23 protein-coding genes are annotated in these 17,308 nt (G+C 37.9%); 19 read left to right on the plus strand and 4 right to left on the minus strand.

Features of this window, described 5'->3' with window-relative positions; all coding sequences use genetic code 11:
* Positions 1-2 precede the first annotated feature (2 nt).
* Complete coding sequence (locus tag N5O98_RS08105; protein ID WP_195664400.1) at positions 3-1,496, plus strand: phage portal protein; 1,494 nt, start codon at positions 3-5, stop codon at positions 1,494-1,496.
* A gap of 71 nt (positions 1,497-1,567) precedes the next feature.
* Positions 1,568-2,305: a Rha family transcriptional regulator gene (locus N5O98_RS08110; RefSeq protein WP_195664374.1), complete on the plus strand. Its 738-nt coding sequence runs from the start codon at positions 1,568-1,570 to the stop codon at positions 2,303-2,305.
* A gap of 89 nt (positions 2,306-2,394) precedes the next feature.
* On the opposite strand, the gene N5O98_RS08115 is transcribed toward N5O98_RS08110, so the two are convergent.
* Together N5O98_RS08115 and N5O98_RS08120 are read right to left on the minus strand one after the other, a co-directional pair.
* Positions 2,395-3,036, minus strand: coding sequence for a Rha family transcriptional regulator (locus tag N5O98_RS08115; protein ID WP_229128004.1), 642 nt, complete (start codon positions 3,034-3,036; stop codon positions 2,395-2,397).
* A gap of 148 nt (positions 3,037-3,184) precedes the next feature.
* Positions 3,185-3,487 carry a hypothetical protein gene (locus tag N5O98_RS08120; RefSeq protein ID WP_195664372.1) on the minus strand — a complete coding sequence of 101 codons (303 nt, stop codon included), beginning with the start codon at positions 3,485-3,487 and terminating at the stop codon, positions 3,185-3,187.
* Positions 3,488-3,681: 194 nt separating this feature from the next.
* Between N5O98_RS08120 and N5O98_RS08125 the strand changes: the two genes are divergently transcribed.
* The 5 genes from N5O98_RS08125 (at position 3,682) to N5O98_RS08145 (ending at position 6,350) form a co-directional block, all read left to right on the plus strand.
* Positions 3,682-3,954 carry a helix-turn-helix domain-containing protein gene (locus N5O98_RS08125; RefSeq protein ID WP_195664371.1) on the plus strand — a complete coding sequence of 91 codons (273 nt, stop codon included), beginning with the start codon at positions 3,682-3,684 and terminating at the stop codon, positions 3,952-3,954.
* Positions 3,955-4,352: 398 nt separating this feature from the next.
* Positions 4,353-4,820 carry a hypothetical protein gene (locus N5O98_RS08130; RefSeq protein WP_195664370.1) on the plus strand — a complete coding sequence of 156 codons (468 nt, stop codon included), beginning with the start codon at positions 4,353-4,355 and terminating at the stop codon, positions 4,818-4,820.
* A gap of 10 nt (positions 4,821-4,830) precedes the next feature.
* Positions 4,831-5,235, plus strand: a complete 405-nt coding sequence (locus N5O98_RS08135; protein WP_195664402.1) for a hypothetical protein — start codon at positions 4,831-4,833, stop codon at positions 5,233-5,235.
* 140 nt (positions 5,236-5,375) lie between these two features.
* Complete coding sequence (locus tag N5O98_RS08140) at positions 5,376-5,909, plus strand: hypothetical protein (RefSeq protein WP_195664369.1); 534 nt, start codon at positions 5,376-5,378, stop codon at positions 5,907-5,909.
* A gap of 84 nt (positions 5,910-5,993) precedes the next feature.
* Complete coding sequence (locus N5O98_RS08145) at positions 5,994-6,350, plus strand: hypothetical protein (RefSeq protein WP_195664368.1); 357 nt, start codon at positions 5,994-5,996, stop codon at positions 6,348-6,350.
* A 45-nt stretch (positions 6,351-6,395) separates the two neighbouring features.
* Here N5O98_RS08145 and N5O98_RS08150 read toward each other — a convergent pair whose 3' ends face one another.
* Both N5O98_RS08150 and N5O98_RS08155 read right to left on the minus strand, forming a co-directional pair.
* A complete protein-coding gene (locus N5O98_RS08150; RefSeq protein ID WP_195664367.1) occupies positions 6,396-7,004 on the minus strand; it encodes an N-acetyltransferase in 609 nt (202 codons plus the stop codon).
* A gap of 22 nt (positions 7,005-7,026) precedes the next feature.
* Positions 7,027-7,185: a hypothetical protein gene (locus tag N5O98_RS08155; RefSeq protein WP_195664366.1), complete on the minus strand. Its 159-nt coding sequence runs from the start codon at positions 7,183-7,185 to the stop codon at positions 7,027-7,029.
* A gap of 412 nt (positions 7,186-7,597) precedes the next feature.
* On the opposite strand from N5O98_RS08155, the gene N5O98_RS08160 reads away from it, so the two are divergent.
* The 12 genes from N5O98_RS08160 (at position 7,598) to N5O98_RS08215 (ending at position 17,275) form a co-directional block, all read left to right on the plus strand.
* A complete protein-coding gene (locus tag N5O98_RS08160) occupies positions 7,598-8,227 on the plus strand; it encodes a hypothetical protein (RefSeq protein WP_195664365.1) in 630 nt (209 codons plus the stop codon).
* Between the two features lie 2 nt (positions 8,228-8,229).
* Positions 8,230-8,820, plus strand: coding sequence for a head fiber protein (locus N5O98_RS08165; RefSeq protein WP_195664364.1), 591 nt, complete (start codon positions 8,230-8,232; stop codon positions 8,818-8,820).
* Positions 8,821-8,834: 14 nt separating this feature from the next.
* A complete protein-coding gene (locus N5O98_RS08170; RefSeq protein ID WP_195664363.1) occupies positions 8,835-9,914 on the plus strand; it encodes a hypothetical protein in 1,080 nt (359 codons plus the stop codon).
* A gap of 2 nt (positions 9,915-9,916) precedes the next feature.
* Positions 9,917-10,246 (plus strand): DUF6706 family protein, encoded by a 330-nt coding sequence (locus tag N5O98_RS08175; RefSeq protein ID WP_195664362.1) that lies wholly within the window; start codon positions 9,917-9,919, stop codon positions 10,244-10,246.
* A 1-nt stretch (position 10,247) separates the two neighbouring features.
* On the plus strand, positions 10,248-10,583 hold the full coding sequence (locus tag N5O98_RS08180) for a hypothetical protein (protein ID WP_195664361.1): 336 nt from the start codon (positions 10,248-10,250) through the stop codon (positions 10,581-10,583).
* Complete coding sequence (locus N5O98_RS08185) at positions 10,580-10,981, plus strand: hypothetical protein (protein ID WP_229128003.1); 402 nt, start codon at positions 10,580-10,582, stop codon at positions 10,979-10,981. The genes N5O98_RS08180 and N5O98_RS08185 overlap by 4 nt, the downstream gene beginning before the upstream one ends.
* Before the next feature lie 5 nt (positions 10,982-10,986).
* Entirely contained in the window at positions 10,987-11,544 is a 558-nt protein-coding gene (locus N5O98_RS08190) for a hypothetical protein (RefSeq protein ID WP_195664359.1), read from the plus strand.
* A gap of 208 nt (positions 11,545-11,752) precedes the next feature.
* On the plus strand, positions 11,753-12,133 hold the full coding sequence (locus N5O98_RS08195) for a hypothetical protein (protein ID WP_143241506.1): 381 nt from the start codon (positions 11,753-11,755) through the stop codon (positions 12,131-12,133).
* Between the two features lie 38 nt (positions 12,134-12,171).
* Positions 12,172-12,330 carry a hypothetical protein gene (locus N5O98_RS08200; protein ID WP_195664358.1) on the plus strand — a complete coding sequence of 53 codons (159 nt, stop codon included), beginning with the start codon at positions 12,172-12,174 and terminating at the stop codon, positions 12,328-12,330.
* 2 nt (positions 12,331-12,332) lie between these two features.
* On the plus strand, positions 12,333-12,731 hold the full coding sequence (locus N5O98_RS08205; RefSeq protein ID WP_087318688.1) for a hypothetical protein: 399 nt from the start codon (positions 12,333-12,335) through the stop codon (positions 12,729-12,731).
* Between the two features lie 2 nt (positions 12,732-12,733).
* A complete protein-coding gene (locus N5O98_RS08210; RefSeq protein WP_195664357.1) occupies positions 12,734-16,858 on the plus strand; it encodes a hypothetical protein in 4,125 nt (1,374 codons plus the stop codon).
* 3 nt (positions 16,859-16,861) lie between these two features.
* On the plus strand, positions 16,862-17,275 hold the full coding sequence (locus tag N5O98_RS08215) for a hypothetical protein (RefSeq protein WP_195664356.1): 414 nt from the start codon (positions 16,862-16,864) through the stop codon (positions 17,273-17,275).
* Positions 17,276-17,308: the final 33 nt, after the last annotated feature.

The raw sequence follows: 17,308 nt of genomic DNA on the forward strand, positions 1-17,308 counted from the left end.
ATATCAATATGACATTAGAAGAGATTTTAGCATTAGAAGATGTAGATCAGAAGATCGAATATTTGAAGAAAGGGCGTAAAACAGAGGAACCCAATACCGGTGAAAACTGGAAGGATTGGAACGCTGATTTGCATGAAATCATTGTGGATAAAGAAAAATACCCGGACATCGAAGTTGTTGAAGAGAAAGAAAGGGAAGAATGGAATGATAGTACCGGTCAAAGCACTACTATCCCAGCTAAAAAACGTACAGAGCCGTGCAACCGTATATCTATCCCGCTGGAGCAAGATATAACCAATATTCAAACAGCGTTTACAGTAGGGGTTGAGCCTAAGATGGATTGCGCTCCGTCCAATGAAGATGAAAAAGGGCTATTTTATGCTATCCAACAAGTACTGAAGAAGAATAAAATAAAATACCAGAATAAACGCATAGTTCGTTCCTGGCTTTCTGAACAGGAATGTGCCGAATACTGGTATGCAGTCAAAGATGATTCGTTCTGGACTAAGTTCTGGAATAAAATACAGAAGGTTTTCGGGGGAAGTGTAAGACCGCAAAATAAGCTTCGTAGCGTAATATGGTCGCCATTCAGAGGAGATAAACTTTATCCTTTCTTCGATGATGCCGGAGATTTGGTCGCCTTCTCACGTGAATATAAAAAGAAAGACCTGGACGATGTAGAAATAGTATGCTTTCAAACTGTTACCGCTACCCATGTTTACCAGTGGGAAAATACTAATGGGTGGGAAGCGGTAGAGGAGAAGTCTTTCAGGCATGGGTTTAAAAAGCTACCTGTTTTATATGGCTATCGCCCAGAGACTTACTGCCATAAGATAAAGACTATACGTGTACGCATAGAGAAGATATTATCAAGCTATGCCGATTGTATAGACTACCACTTCTTTCCGTATTTAATGCTCTTTGGGGACGTGTCAGGCTTTACAGGGAAGAAACGCAACAGAATCATACAATTGACCGGAGATAAGGCAAACGCTCAATATCTGACCTGGAATCAGGTTCCTGATACTGTTAAATTGGAACTCGAAGGGCTTACTAACAGGGCGTACGATCTGACGAATACTCCACGTATATCACCGCAAGAGTTGAAAGGTCTTGGAAATGCCATTTCGGGGAAAGCGTTCAGGTATATTTTTATGGGTGCGCACATGGCGGTATCTAATCATGCGGAAGTAATTGGGGAGTTCTTTCAACGGAGGGTAAACTTCTTGGTATCAGCTTTGGCGGATATTAACCCATCCGAATTTGACAAGGCGTCCCAGACTATTGATATTGATGTAGATTTGGTTCCATATATGATTGATGATATTGATGAACGGGTAACAACGGCAGTTAGTGCAATAGATGGTAAAGTATGGTCCCGGAGAGAGGGTATTTTGTTTGCCGGTAATGCCGAAAGGGTGGATGAAGTCCTGAAAGAGATTGAGGAGGAAGAACAGAAAGAATCTTCTGAATCAGTCAAAAAGGACAATTTTTAGGGTGTGTGGTCGGAAAAATTCCGAGGGTTATACAAAAATCATAGGAAAAATAGAACAAAATATTTAATAATATGAACGATTTAGTATTTAAAGGTGAGAACAACCAAGCGCTAACAAGTAGCTTGTTGGTGGCTGAAAAGTTCGGGAAAGAGCATAAACATGTTTTAGATGCTATTAGGGAACTTATACAGGGGTGTGCCGAAAATTCGGCTGACCCCATGTTTGTTGAAACTATTTATGTTAACGAACAAAATAAGCAAGAATACCCAATGTTTATAATGAATCGTGACGGTTTTACTTTGCTGGCTATGGGATTTACAGGGAAAAAGGCTATGCGCTTTAAACTTGATTATATTGCAGCTTTCAATGCGATGGAAAAAGCTCTAAAGGAAAAGCTGAAGCCATTATCCCAACTTGAAATACTGGTCCAGTCCGCACAAGCTTTGCTTGAACAAAGCAAACGGATTGAAAACGTAGAAAAGAGGCTGGACGCGATGGAGCAGGAGAGAGAAGAAAACGGGAAATTGTTGTTAGCGGTTGCTGTTTCATCTGAAAAGGTACCGGAAATTTCTCTTCGTGATAAGATCCGCCAACTGGTGAACAAATATGCTTCGGCAACCAACACTAGACAACAGGACGTTTGGCACAAGGTTTATGAGCAATTATATTACCTCTATCACATTTCTATTAGTAACTATAAGAAAAAGTTCAAGGGAGAAACAAAACTTGAAATAGCGGAAAGAAATAATATCTTGGATAAGGTTTACGCCATTATCTCAAATATGGTCCGGGAGAGAAACGTTGCATGAGTACAGACATAAAGAAAGGGCAGCCCTAAAGCTACCCTTTCCCGCTGATTGGCGTCAACTAATGTGCCAGGCCGAAGCCCCTGACTACTCTATTTCTTGTTAATAAGCTCTTGTAGCATCTTGTTCGTCTCTACAGCTAACGAAGTCATTAGAAAGCCATCCTTACACATTTCATGTACTTGACCGAATATCCGCTTTAGATTCGATTCCATGCTTTCTTTCGGGTTGTACGCAACTTCTTCCTTTCCGTAAGGTATCATCCCACCGTAGATACTTCCGTGCTTCTTGCGACCGCTAACGAGCGTTTCTTGCAATGATTGGTTGAACTCCTTGATTTGCTTTTTGACGATGCGTTCTGCGTACTTCGTACAACGCTCTGAGCGGAGCTTCTCTTCCATTTCGTTGAAGGCGTTGATGTATGCTTCCTTGAACTGGGCGGCTACCTTTCCGGTGAAGCCCATGGCGAGGAAGGTGAAGCCGTCACGGGTCATGTAGTACATGGGATATGTTTTGCTTACATTCCCATTTTTCTTTGTATAGTCAGATAAGCCAAAATTGGCTTGTCTGAAATTTATGCTACATTCTAACTGATTTATAGCCCTTAAGACTTTACCATGTTCTTTGTGGAAGTAATCCGCAACCACCAAAGAAGAGGTTACGGCTTGACCGTTTTTCGCTTCTACCAAATCAATCCTATCGGTAGACCATAATTCCAAACTTCTTGTTTCCATAATGATTTTATTTAATGTGTTGATACTATCGTGTCGCTCTTGCTTAGCACATGAAAAACCTGTCGTTATCATCACCGAACATCTTATATCCGGCAAGTAGGCATAATACAATGATTGTAATTTCTGGCATATTCGTATATTTTAATGGTTAATCTCCTACGTAATGAGCACCGTATCTTCCAGTACTAGCCGTATAGTAAGCCGATGCTGGTATGCTCTTATTATTGTACCCCTTATCCATTGTATCCTTAGCAGCGTTGCTCATGGCTTCATGTCTTTCCGCCAAGAACTGATCCGTTCTAGCCTTTACCGCTTCCGGTGAACAGTATTCTTGCAATTTCGCAAGGCTCCAAGCTGATTTCAGACATTCGGAGAACGTTCTTTCGTTGCCGGCACGTTTGTAAGAGCGCCAAGCGGATTTCATTATTTGGGATAAGTTGTAACGTTTCATAATCGTATGTATGCTATCCGTTAAACATTTAGTTTTATTATTACGATGCAAATATAACTATGATTATAATACAAACAAACCTTATAAAGTTAATAAATGCTAATTTGATATACTCGAAGTATGTTTTCAAGCAAAGAATAATAACTAATGCTATAATTTTGTATATTTGCAAGCAATAAACTATAAGTATAATTATGAAGTTACGAATATTGGATATCTGCAAGCAAGCAGGAATAACTCAAAAAGAGTTAGCGGAAAGAATAGGGTTATCGGCTGTGGGTTTATCTAAAGCAATCAATGGTAATCCTACTAAAGATACATTGGAAAAGATAGCCAGTGCCCTAAACGTGAGAATTACTGAACTATTCGAGGAACCGACCAATATAAATGGCTACATCGAATTAGATGGAACTATCCACAAGGTTTCGAGTAAGGAGGATATTAAAAAGTTAGCGGAAAAACTATAAACCAAATAAAAAGGAGGTATTTATGTTAGAAACAGAAATTGAGATTCGATCATACATTTTAAATTATCTACAAAAATGTAAAACATGTAGGATAGCCACGATAAATTGCAAGTGCAAAAGTGAAACTATGTTTTTCAATGTATTAGATGAAATGGTTGCTAATGGAGAGATCGAGAAAAACAATAGCTTCATTTGGATACTTGATCGGGAATAGGAAGTAAGGCCGGAGAAATCTGGCTTTTCTTCATTTATAATCCCTCTTTTTCAAATTACCTAGTTGCCGTATTAAATATATACGGAAATTTTCATGTATTGAAGTCAGAAAGGTATTGTAAAACTTGTATTTTATTTTTGATTTTTGTACGTTTGCGTATTGTATAACATAAAACACACATAGCATGAGATTATTCAATTTATTTAAAGGTAAACAGGATATACCTCCTAAAAGAGATATAAAGGATTTCTTTTCGATTGATATAAATAATCTTTTTCAATATAATCCAGTATACTCTCATACAGAAACAAGCTCGTATGGAAATGAAGTAAAACATTATACGCTACGCTTAAAAAAGCTAGAACTTGGAATTTTCTATGAAGCTGAAATATTAGAAGTCGCAGAAAATGAGTTAAATGTCATATTTAAAGGGAGAAGCAACCTTTTAACCAAAGAACTTGTGGAATTCATAAATTTTTGTGCTGATTGTTTGGGATTAGATAGTAGCGGATATGGTAAAGTTGAGAAAATAGATTATCAGCATGTTGATGCCCATGTATTCTCTCGTATGTGGGATAAAATATGGATTGATAATATGACAACTCCAACTATTATAATGACAATATATTCTTTAAATAAAAGCATTAACTAAATTGTAAATCATGGAAGGAATGACACTATTTGTATCTATCGTAATCATCGTATTCGGAATATTACAAATTATTCTGTTTTTCAAGTTATGGGGAATGACCAATGATGTGAAGAAGATAAAATCATCTCTTCCCATATCATTAGAAGGGATATCTCCTGCGAAAATCGAATTTGCCATAGGGAATAAAGAGAAGGCAAAAGAAATGGTAAAAAGGGAGTTCATTTCAGATGTGTATAAAATATACAGGGAAGTGTTAGCTTATGAATACTCCCAATATCAGCAAGAAAAAAGTCATTATGATAAAGGATATAAAAAATTGGAAGCAATATATAAGAACAGATTTAGTAAGCCTGAAGAATATATAGACTTTACTATGTTTGAAACATTTGACAAAGCTAACGATTTCTTTAAATAGTTATTCATCCCGCTATTTAGCGGGGCTTTTTATTTAATGCTAGAAAAATCACCTAAAACCAAAGAAAGGTAAGGAAATATTTGCATTTGTGTGCATTTGTATGTTAATTTGCCTCCGTACAACCATAATACACACAAAATATGAAGAAGTTTTTATTATTACTTTTAGTAAACCTGGCTACGTCTGTATACTCTCAAGATACATTCTTAAACTTTAAAATATTTAATGATAGAATTATATGGCAGAAGGTATATGAAACCTCTTTTTCAACTCAAGAAGTAATTGATTACTTTAAAATATTTGGGAATATAAGCATAGCCGAACAAACTGAATCTAGGATAATCGGAAGCTCTTCTGGTAACAAAATTGATTTCAACAAATATAAAGGTAGCAAAATTGGAAATACAATATTTGATGATGACTTAGCATATAAAGTCATCATAGATTTAAAAGATAAAAAATACAGAGTTACAATCTTGGATATACAATTTACAAAAGGAGATGGAATAATGATCGATGGGTGGGGAAATACAGGAAATCGTTCATCAATTATAGATAATAAATACATAAAAGATAATAAATTTAAGAACTCTTTTTCTAGGGAAGGATCAGAGTCTTTAGATAAGTTTCTTATAGATAAGTTTAGTGTGAAAAAACTTTTGGATATCTTTTGATACTCATTATAACACAATAGAATCATGAAAAATATCCTATATCCGATCATAATAATATTGGCTCTATCTGGATGCACTAGAGACATGTATACCGAATCTGTATATGTCGTTGACTACAGAGAATACACCAAAGATGGTTTCACCATTAGCCCTACAGTGACAGGATTCAATTACCAGCCAATATCTAATATAGAAGTGGTATTTACTGTTGGCAAGTTGAGAAAAGGCGAAACAGCCGAAAATCTACGGCTAATTGTCCCATACGAAGGATATACAGGAAAAACGAATAATGAGTATGCTCCATCTAGCAAAAGGATGATGGATAAAATAGTATCCGAAGCAAAGAAAATGGGAGCGAATGGATTGATTGATTTTAAAACGACTTATAACGCAAGGAACAGGGCGTGGGTTGCTTCTGGAATAGCCGTTATTATAAAATAGGATTTCATTCCCGCCCTTCGCAAGAGGGCAAAAGAAAAGCGGAGGTTACTCCGCTTTATCTTTAATACAAAGCTGTATAAGATCGAAATACATAAGCCTTGTTTTTAACTTCTCTCCTTCTGGAATTCCTGTATTTTTACCCTCTTGTTCTTCTGTAGAAAATAGAAATTTAAAATCATTTCGATAATAATAACTTAAAGGCGTTTCTTCGTTGTAAGCGTCTACTACTATAAACCTGCATCCTGTTTTATTTAATGGATCAACAAACCAAACTTTGATAAAATCCATCAATTCGGTACCAATATGCATGCTTTGAAAGTCGGAATTAACTCCAAGTCTTCCTATAAGAACTGCCGGATATCTTCTCATTTGTTTTTCTCTAGGAATATGCTTGCTTACTACTCCTTTTCTTGCATTTGGCAGCATATTTACTTTTATACTATCATTTGATAAAGTGAAGGCACAAACTATAATACTAGGATCGGAATCAAGTCTAAAACAATAACTTTTTCCTAATAATTGCTTGGAATACAAACAACATTCTTTGGAAAAGAATTCGTCTAAATCGTTATTGCCACATGTAAAAGGAATACATTCCTTTAGCGTAGTTTCATTTAATACTTGAAAGGTACATTTATCAAGAAGAAAACCCACAAACTATAGATTTAATGTCAATTTATAACATTTTGGCTTTTCCCAGTATAGAACGGGCAGTTTTTGCCTGTCTACTATAATCAATAGTAGCACGCTTACTTTCAGCTTTGCTTGCAGCTCTAACAAAGCTTTTAGCATCATTTCCTTTTAAAGTTGGGATACTTTTAATTGCTATTGCCATAATCTTTATTAATAGGTTTGTTATCATCAACAGTATTACTACTATCTTTGTTCGTAACGTATCATAGTTGCGTTACTTTGATGGTACAAAGGTAGTAACTTTATCAACAACAACAACATCAACAGTGTTAAAACAACATCAAACAACATTCAACACCTCACTTTTTAGCAATATTTATAAGATTAACAGTTTCAGCACCGTCTTTTCTCTCACCAATAACACTAACTTCATTACCTTGTATTCTCTGTCTATTAGAACGGTGAATAACACAAAGAAGAGCATTTATTATGCCTTAAAACAACTAATTTCCCACAATTGGGCAATTGTGGTTTATCCCTCATGTAATTATTTTATAGCTTTCTTCTTTGAGTGTAACTTTATGCTGTTGAAAATCAAAACTAATTCATACAGTATGAAAGAAAAAATCTTAGTAGCACTAAAAACGAAGTATAAAACCTTTGGGTTTGGTGATAAAGCGTTTGACGGGGTGGCTGACTACTTGTCTAAAACCGTAACTGAAGAAAGTCAAATAGAAACTGCTATTAGTGGGGTCGAAGGACTTCTGAAGGCTTTTCAAGGAGACATTGATACTGTTAGAAACGAAAAATCGGGTCTACAGAAACAATTGGACGAATTGAAAAATAAAATCGAGAATCCCAATCCTAACCCAAATCCGAAGCCGGAAGAAAAGAAAGATGATATAGCGACCATCATTGCGAACGCAGTGAATGCAGCCGTTAAACCTCTTTCTGACAAGCTTACTCAATTTGAAACAGAGAAGGCGCAGGCCACTCGCCAAGAGCAAATCATGGGAAAAGCAAAGGAATATGGTATTCCCGAAAACCTTGTTCCTATGTTGAGCATTCCCGAAGATGCAAACTTGGATAACTATTTCAAGGATGCAAAGCAGACGTTTGCCAACGCAGGATTTCAAGATGTGAGAACTCCCGAATCGGGAAGCAATGAGCAGAACAATTCAAATGACATTGCCACCCTGATAAACAAGGGAACTGAAGAAATTAAAAACTCTAAACAGGATTAATTATGCCAGCAGGTTTTAAGTATGATTTAAATCCGATTGAGAAACAAATGCCGGAAATGTGCCGTTTTGAAACGGTTTATAGATATTCCGGTGGCTTCAATCTGGATATTTCGAATTTGACAGGGGTTGCGCAGATCCCGCCTCTTACCCCTTTGGTTCTTGATTTTGTGAAACGAACGGCAAAAGCTGTTTTGAACGTTGAAGTAGCCGAAAAGATCACTGCCGGTTCTACTTCGTTGAAGATCAAGAAAAATTCTCTTGCGTACGTCGGTATGCATATTGGTAACGGTACAAATGGCGGTACAATTGAAGCTATCGACAAAAGTAATGCGGAATATGATACCGTTACTCTGGCCGCTTCGCCAACGCTTGCCGCAGAAAAGGATGCGGTATTGTTTGAAGCTACTGCCGCAGCCGGTAAAACGGCAAAAGCAACAGCAACGGCTTTAAATTATGAATGGACTAAAGTAGAAGCGGGTGCAACTGTTACCGCTATAGGCCAAGCGTACGAGATCAGACCGACAAGACTCATTGTTCCTATCTCCGATAAGGATAAGGAGACTTTGGGTGACAGATTCATGTTCACTTATTAAAGAAAGGAGGAACTATGTATTTGACTATTCAAACATTACTGAATGATCCGGGAGTGGTGAAAGCGGTTATCGACCGTGTGCAGGCTCTAAGGCTGGATCAAATCTTTTGGAAAAAGCACCTCGATTTTGAGGAAACGAAATCCCGTGTGTTTAAAACATATTTGGGGACAGTAACGGGTGTTGTTGCCGGTTCTGTAATTGACCGTAACTCTAACAAGCCGTTAAGAGAACGTAAATCTCTGGGTTCCGGATATGGCGAAGTTGCCTATATGGGGGATAGATACCAGATGGACAACGATAGACTTGATATGCTTCAAGAACTAATCAATAAGTTCAATCAGGCGAAGACACCAGATCAACGGGCCGCACTGGACGACATTATCAACTACATTGTAGATGATATGCGTCAGGTATTGCTTGCTCCACACAAACGTATGGATATTGTGGACGGTGATCTTCGTTCTGATGGTAAAGCATCCGTAAAAGTAGATGACAATCCGCAAGGAATCGAATTGCTTGAAATGGAGTTGCCGGTTCATCGTATCACTCCGCAAGTTGCAGACAAACTGAACTTTGTTCGTTATCTTATGGAGAAAACCGTTGAATTACGTACTAAGTTCGGCATGTTCGTTTCTATGGAAATGTCTCGAAGGACTTTTATCAATAGCATTATTGGATCAAAAGACTTCGGGGAATTCTACAAACAAAGCTTTGATTCTAAAGAAGTCCAACTGTCTGCCGGGCTTATGTCCAGTGAGATGGCGACCACTATCTTTAGAGGATTGGGCTTGCCGCCTATCGTAATCAACGAAGATTTGGTGGAATTGTCAGACGGCACTTTCAAACAGGTGTTCAAAGACAACCGTATTTCTTTGTTTACCACTCCTAAGCAGGGAAAGATGCGCTGGCATACTCCGTATGAAATTACCGATCCAGTTCCGGGAAAGACTTACACCCGTTCAGAAGGTGGTATGTATATTTCCAACATACGTACGGATGAAGGCCGCTTCATGGAATATGGAGCTGAATGGATTCCAGAATTTACATCTCCAAACAAGATTGTAATTTTTGACCTGGACACGATGAATGCGTAAGTATGATAATTAGTGACTACATAAAGCAAAAGTTTCAGTCCTTCGGCATATCATTGTCGGAGGCTGACTTGGTAGAGATTAATCTTTCTTCCGGGGTTGACCCTGACGGGGAAATGACTGAAGATAATTTGCAGTCCATCTCTGTTGCTATAGCAAGATTTATTCCCTCCTTATTGCTTAGAGCTACTTCTAAATCGGTATCAGAAAACGGTCATTCAAAGTCTCTTTCTTGGGATATTTCCGGGATAAAGTCATACTATTCTTTTTTATGCAATAAGTATGGACTGAAGGACGAACTGAATACAGATAAACCTAAAGTAACATTTTGGTGATATGCTAGAAACTGCCCCACATAAATTACAAATACAGGTTATTACTCTGGAAGAGAACGACGAGTATAACCGACCAATACCGGGAACCGGTGGAGAGTCTTGGCAAGATGTAACAGATTGCTTCTGCCATGACAACTCCCAACAAAAAGAAGTCTCTGTCAATGGTGAACGCTGGGTGTATAATTACCATGTGGTTTATGAGGGTAAAAAGATTGTTTTAGGATCTCATATCAGGTGTCTGGATGCTGAAGGAAATACTGTAGGAGAGGGAGATGTGAAGAAGAATGCCGAATGCTATTCGGAGGAGTTTAAGGGTAGATGTGATATTTGGGTATGATTGTAACGACTGACATATATAAGATTTTGTGTGATAAGCTAAAAGACTTCTTGATAAAAGACGTTTACGACAGTTGGAATGCCATTAAGAAAGGTGTAAAAAACGAATTAATAGTGATTGTTGTAAGAGACGCTTTGGAGCCGGAAACTTATTGGGAGGTATGTTATCCTCATATCAACATCTGCGTTCCATATTTGACCAGTGGTAAGACTAATACGGTACGATTAAACGAGTTGGAAAGAACTGCAAAACTGTTTTTAATAGGAGAAAGTGGAGTGTTTGATAGTACTCAATATCATTGGGAAATAGACCGGATAGGGATAGAAGAAGATCTAAAGCTTGCATGTAGTTATGTAAATGTGGTTTTAAAGTTTAAAGTTTTAAATGTAAAAATATAAAAGATATGGCGGAAAGTATACAAATATCAGCGGTTGATATAAAAAGATTATGGTATGCCGATGAAGATGCAGTATCAGCTGATTTGACAGGTACAGCGTTATATGCCCTAGTAAAAACGAACGGATCTGCTACCGAGATTAAAAATGTGCATCAAGACACGTGGACCATTGAAGAAGGAGATCCTACGCAAGAACCTTACAAAAATCAGCTGACAGGTTCAACTTACCGTATGGGAGCTAAAACAATGGGAGATGTGACCTTTAACTTCACGATTGGTCGCTATGATTATGCAACAAAAAAAGAACTTATGGGCGGTGAAATTATTAATACCGATAAAGGTTGGAAGCGTGCCCGTGGTATTGTGGAGGTGAAAAAATGTTTGATTGCATTAACGCAAGACGATCAGTATTGCGTTCTTCCTTATGCAAATGTAGTAGCTCGTGAAGCCAATACTGATGGTGCAGTTGGTATTGCAGTCGTAGCTACGATGCTAGAGCCTTTAAATGAGGCTGTTATGCCGGAATACTGGTTTGATGCGAGTGAAGTAAAAGAAGGGGTATGAAGATCTGAAAATGTAGCACTTGCTTCTTCTGAAACAGCTACGAATTCAAATAGTTATTCAGCTAGATCAAGGCGGGTGAACGCTGGGAGTACTGTAAACTATGGCTCTTCAGGAGAAGATGGGACGCAACCGTCAGAGGCATTATCTATATTGTAAAGTGGTGAGGGGTGAGGATTTGTCGTTCTTGCCCCTTTTTAATAAGATAGTTATGAATAAAGGAGCAAAAGTTATATCACAATCAATTATTGGAAATGATTTTAGGACAATTATTGTGAATAAGAAAGGATATACAATATATCCTCCAACTATACACAGTTTGTCAAATGCTATATCATACTTATGTGATGTGCGAGAGGGAGAAACATTAAGAGAGATTCTGCTTTCTCTAGCAGATTTAAAATACTATGCTCACGCTCTTTCATGGTTTATTAACGGTGATGATAGTCTTTTTGAGGAACTTTCTAAAGGTACTTATGAAGAGTGCGTAAATGGCGTGGAAGAAGCAATCTCAATGATTGATGTATCGGTTTTTCAGAAAGCTGTCGGCTTAGCGAAGAACGTAAGTCTGCTGGCAGCGACACCGAAATAGCCGGTAATGAAACGTTATTAGGACAAATTGCGTCGTTCATGGAAAATTTGCATTTGTCTTATAAAGAAGTTGTGTATGAAATACCATATAGAAATCTGGTTTTAATGCAACGTGATAAGATACATCAAATATTTGGAGATAAAATAAAGAAAGTGAAAGGTAAAGATATGGCATCACGGAGGCGTCAAAATAAGTAAGTATGGAATTCATAGGGGATGATAGCGGATTGAGCGAACTTCAAAAACAAATAGAGGACGCTTTCTTTTCTAAGTTAGTAGAAATAGGGAAAGACGCCATACGTTACGCCCAGAAAAACGGAGAATACCAAAATCATACATTTAATCTACGGAATGCTCCTGGTTTCTGTGTGGTAAGAGATGGGCGTATAGTAGCTATTGAAGTGGGGGATGATGGGGGGCATCCCGAAGCTGTGAGAAATACGGAAAATATGTTGATATACTCGGAAAAGCCGCAAGACGGATTATATTTAGCTGACGGAATGCCTTATGCCTCTTTTGTAGAATCAAAGGGATATGATGTGTTGACGGCAGCAAGAAAATACGCAATAAGGCAAGTCCAAAAGAAAATATATAAATAAATATGGCAGGGATATTTGCAAATGTAGACAGTGACATTCAGAAGCTCCAAAAATTGAAGCAAGAAATCGAGAATGTAAAGAAGTCATTGAAAAGTATCAATGTAAAAGTAGATATTGATATAGCACAAGGTTTGGAGGCACAATTAAAGAGTCTCACAACTCAATATGATGCCTTAGCCGCTAAGGTGGGAGAGACGGAGGCTAGGATAACAGCGTCTGCAAATAAAATTATTGATGCTTCGAATAAAATTATTCAGGCACAGGACAAAATGTCGCAGGCAGCAAAGGGTATTAATACTTCTTCTAGTACCAATACCAATTCTTCTACTAATGCATCGGAAACAACTTCTATTCAGGCGCAGGCTAAGGCGTATGAAGAACTGAAAGCTGAAATCGGTGATGTTCTCGGTACGAGAGGGCAAAACATAAAGAGGTTAATAGAAGAGCAAAATGCGGTCCGGCTACTTAACGCAGAAATAAAAAAGATCACTAAATCACAGGGGGAATCTTCTAGCCTTTCATCTGCTCAACAAAGGAGACTGGAACAATTAAATAACTCTTTGCTTACTCATAAAACAGCACTTGCTGAAGTAAGACAGAGTTTGAGTGCTAACGCTAAGTTAGACAATGCTGCCGCCACTTCTATGGATGCTCTTTCTCAATCTTTAGGTAGGATGAGAGCTGCTTATAGAGCATTGACAGAAAGTGAGCGAACATCTCCATTCGGGAAAGAACTATTAGTCTCTATTCAACAGGCAGATGCAAAAATAAAAGAGCTAGATGCAACGATTGGGAATCATCAAAGGAATGTCGGTAATTATGCAAGCGGCTGGAATGGACTAAGCATGTCTATTCAACAAATAGGTCGTGAGCTCCCTTCTTTGGCTGCTGGGTGGAGAACTTTCTTTTTGGCTATCTCTAATAACTTGCCAATTCTTGCCGATGAAATAAAGAGGGCTAGGATTCAGTTTGAAGCTTTGAAAAAGAGCGGGCAAACTGCTATACCTGTTTGGAAACAGGTTGTTTCTTCCATAGTTAGTTGGCAGACGGCTTTAACTGTGGGGATCACTCTTTTAACGTTGTATGGAGATAAGCTTGTAAAATGGATTAGTGGTTTAGGGAAAGCCGAAAAAGCTATCAAGAATTTATATACAGCTCAACGAGATTTATATAATGTAACATCTACAGGAATGGAACAAAGTTCAAAAGAAATTACCAAACTTAACAGTCTATATAAGATTGCAACAGATGTAACTAAATCTACAAAAGAAAGAAATAATGCAGTAAAAGAGCTGAAAAGATCGTTCCCTTCTCATCTTAAAAACTTATCAGATGAATCTATAAAAAATGGTGAGGTCGCAAAGTCTATTAAAGAGCAAACAAGGCAAATTATAGCAAATGCTAAAGCGACAGCAGCGGCCGATCAAATCGCAAAGAATTGGTATAAATCATTTCAAGCTGGAGTATCTAAAAATATTGCATATATCACAAAACAGAGATTAGAGCAAGAATTAGTTGCAAAAGAAGCAACGGTTCAACAGCTTTCTCAAATGAGAGCCAGACCAGAAAGTTATGCCGGATTAGCTAAAGAAATTGAGGGAATAAAAGACCGAATAAAAGAAACTGATAGAGAAATAGCAATACAAGAAAATCTACAAGATTCTTATCAAAAATCGTCTCAATCTCTTGAGAAGTTGGTAACAGTTGCTGGTCTAGGTGGAAAGTATGAAAATCCAGATAAAAATTACAATTCTATTTTAGACCAACAAAAGAAGATAGCCAATCTTTTGGATAAACAGGCTCTTGAAAGAAAGCGACGGGAAGAAGATTTGGAGAATCAGGTTGTACAGTCCCGTATTGATGCTATGGCAGAAGGGGAAGCTAAAATCCGTGCTCAACGTGAATTGGATAACAAAAAGGAAATACAAGACTTAAAACGCCAGAGAGAAGATTACATTCGGACAGAGATTGAGTATCAAAGGAAACTTTTTGATGCAAGGGAAGAATTGAATGTAAAGAAAAATAAGAACTATAAAAAGAAAACATTCGATCCTTCTTCTGTTAAAGTAGATACCTCTTCTATTGATGCTACTATTGGATATGTGAGTAAACGCCAAATTAACGACCAAATACGTAACCAAGAAGAGGCGTGGAATGAATATATCATAAAATATGGTACATTCCAACAGAAAAAAGAGGCCATCACTCGGAAATATGCAGATGCTATTAATAAAGCCGCCAATGCCGGAGAAGCAGCATCCTTACAAAAGGAGTTTGAGGAAGCTTTAGCTAACTTGGATTTGAGTAAGCTTAAAGAGGAAATAAATTGGGAAATGATTTTCGGTGATTTGAGCAAAGTTACTAAAGATCAACTAACCAAAATAAAGAAGCAGTTGCAGGAGTTTAAGAAGTCTTCTGAATTCAAAAATGCTACTCCGGAACAAATACAAGTTATTGAAACCGCAATAAATTCCATCAATGATACCCTTGTCGATAAAGGTGGTTTCTTTGGAGGTATGGCTGATTCTATGAAAGAGTTAGCGGATGCTACAGAACAACTGAAAAAAGCAGAAGAGGAACTGGTTGAAGCTAATAAGAAAGGAACGGATGCCGAAAAAGAAGAAGCACAAAAGAAAGTAAATAAAGCTCAAAATACACAAGTCAATGCACAGACCAATGTTGAAAAATCCAGGGATAAGGCAATTAGTAATATAACGGCTGTTGCTGATGCTATGCAGCAACTGGGAAGTGCGGAATTTAACTTAAGTAGCTTTGGTAGTGCTGTTGGAGGATTGGTAGATGCGTTAAGTGAATCCGGTAGCAAAATAGGAGGAATTATTGCAGCTGTCCTCTCTCTTCTTGATGAATTTGGGAAAGATGGAGGAGTCGAATTTGGCAAAAATATTGTGAACAATGTTATTAGTGCCATTGGTGGAACTATTGAGGTTCCGTTCAAGATGTTAGGAATTGATTTGGGGCTCGGAGGTGCAAACTATTCTGATTACAACGAAATGGTAGCCAAGTATGACGTATTACTTGATGTTTGGGATCAACTCTTAGATAAGAAAAAAGCTTATATAAATGAATCATACGGAGCGGAAGCAACCAAAGCGGGCAAGGAAGCTTTAGACCTATTGAAAGCCGAAAGAGATATAACTAGGGAGCTTGCTAGTGAACGCTTAGACGCTGGAGCAAGTGCAGGCAGTCACTCTATGGCGTATAGAATGTGGCAAGGCTCCTATAAATATGAAGGTCAGAACTGGAAAGATGTAGCTGGAGAAATATCTAGTGCTCTTGGAGGTGTCGAATTCAGCAATATGTGGAACCTGCTTTATATGTCAGCCGATCAACTGGAGTGGATAAAGACAAATTATTCCGGTCTGTGGTCACAAATGGACACGGATTTTAGAGGTTATTTGGATGATATTATTCAATACGGAGAGACGGAGGCGGAAATCATAGAATCAGTAAAGGAGCAGATTACAGGAATATCCTTTGATAGTTTCCGAGATAGTTACGTAAGCCTGTTATCTGATCTTGATAGCACCAATAAAGATTTTGCCGATAGTTTTGAAGAGTATTTAAGAAAATCCATACTTCAGTCTGTTATATCCAAGAACTACGATACTAAAATACAGGAACTTTATGATAGTTGGTCTAAAGCTGGAGAAGATGGATTATTCAGTGAATCAGAAGTAGACAGGTTGCGTTCTATGCAACAAAGTATAACAGATGCGATGTTGGCGGAACGTGATCGACTGGAGGAAGTTTTTGGATGGTCTTCATCTTCATCCCAAGAAGCCTCAAAGAAAGGCTTTGCCACTGCGTCACAGGATTCAATCGACGAGCTTAACGGACGTTTCACCGCTTTGCAAATTGCCGGAGAGGAAATCAAGAATCAGAATCAGCTACAAACAATGTCTATTCTTGAATTGAGAGCGGATATGCTGCCTATTATTGCCAATACCACAGGGATAAAGGACATTGCTAGTGAGACACGGGATTTGTTAAGGCTGTCTTATGAGGAGTTGACTGGTATTCATGATGATACAACAAGCATGAACAAGTCATTGAAGAATATTGAGACGGATATTGCTGAAGTTAAACGAAATACATCAAAATTATAATATATGGCCGACTTATTAATTAACAATAAAGACGCTTTCGCAACGTGGGGCGTGAGAATGGGAGATGGGTTCATTGAAGCTATCTACGCTCCGCTTCCAATGAAAGAAGTTATAGAGAATAAATCCCGTTTACAGGACGGGAAGAAAATAATTATAGCCAATCGGAAGATTGACGAACGGGATATAACACTAACCTTTACCCTACAAGGAAGTTCTCCGTCTGACTACATCACCAAGTATAAGGCATTTCTGAATGAGATTACAAAAGGGGAATTTACTGTCAAGGTTCCCGCCTTAGGAGAGGAGGTTTATCATCTATATTACACCCGTTCACAGCCTTTCGGTTTCAATACGGCAAGGACGTTTTCAAAGATTTCGGTAAAGCTTAACGAGCCAAATCCGGGTAATAGAGAGTAAAATTACCACAATAGGCAAATTGTGGTTCATAGG

This window comes from Bacteroides sp. LFL-34 (assembly GCF_027257075.1).
GTDB lineage: Bacteria > Bacteroidota > Bacteroidia > Bacteroidales > Bacteroidaceae > Bacteroides > Bacteroides ovatus.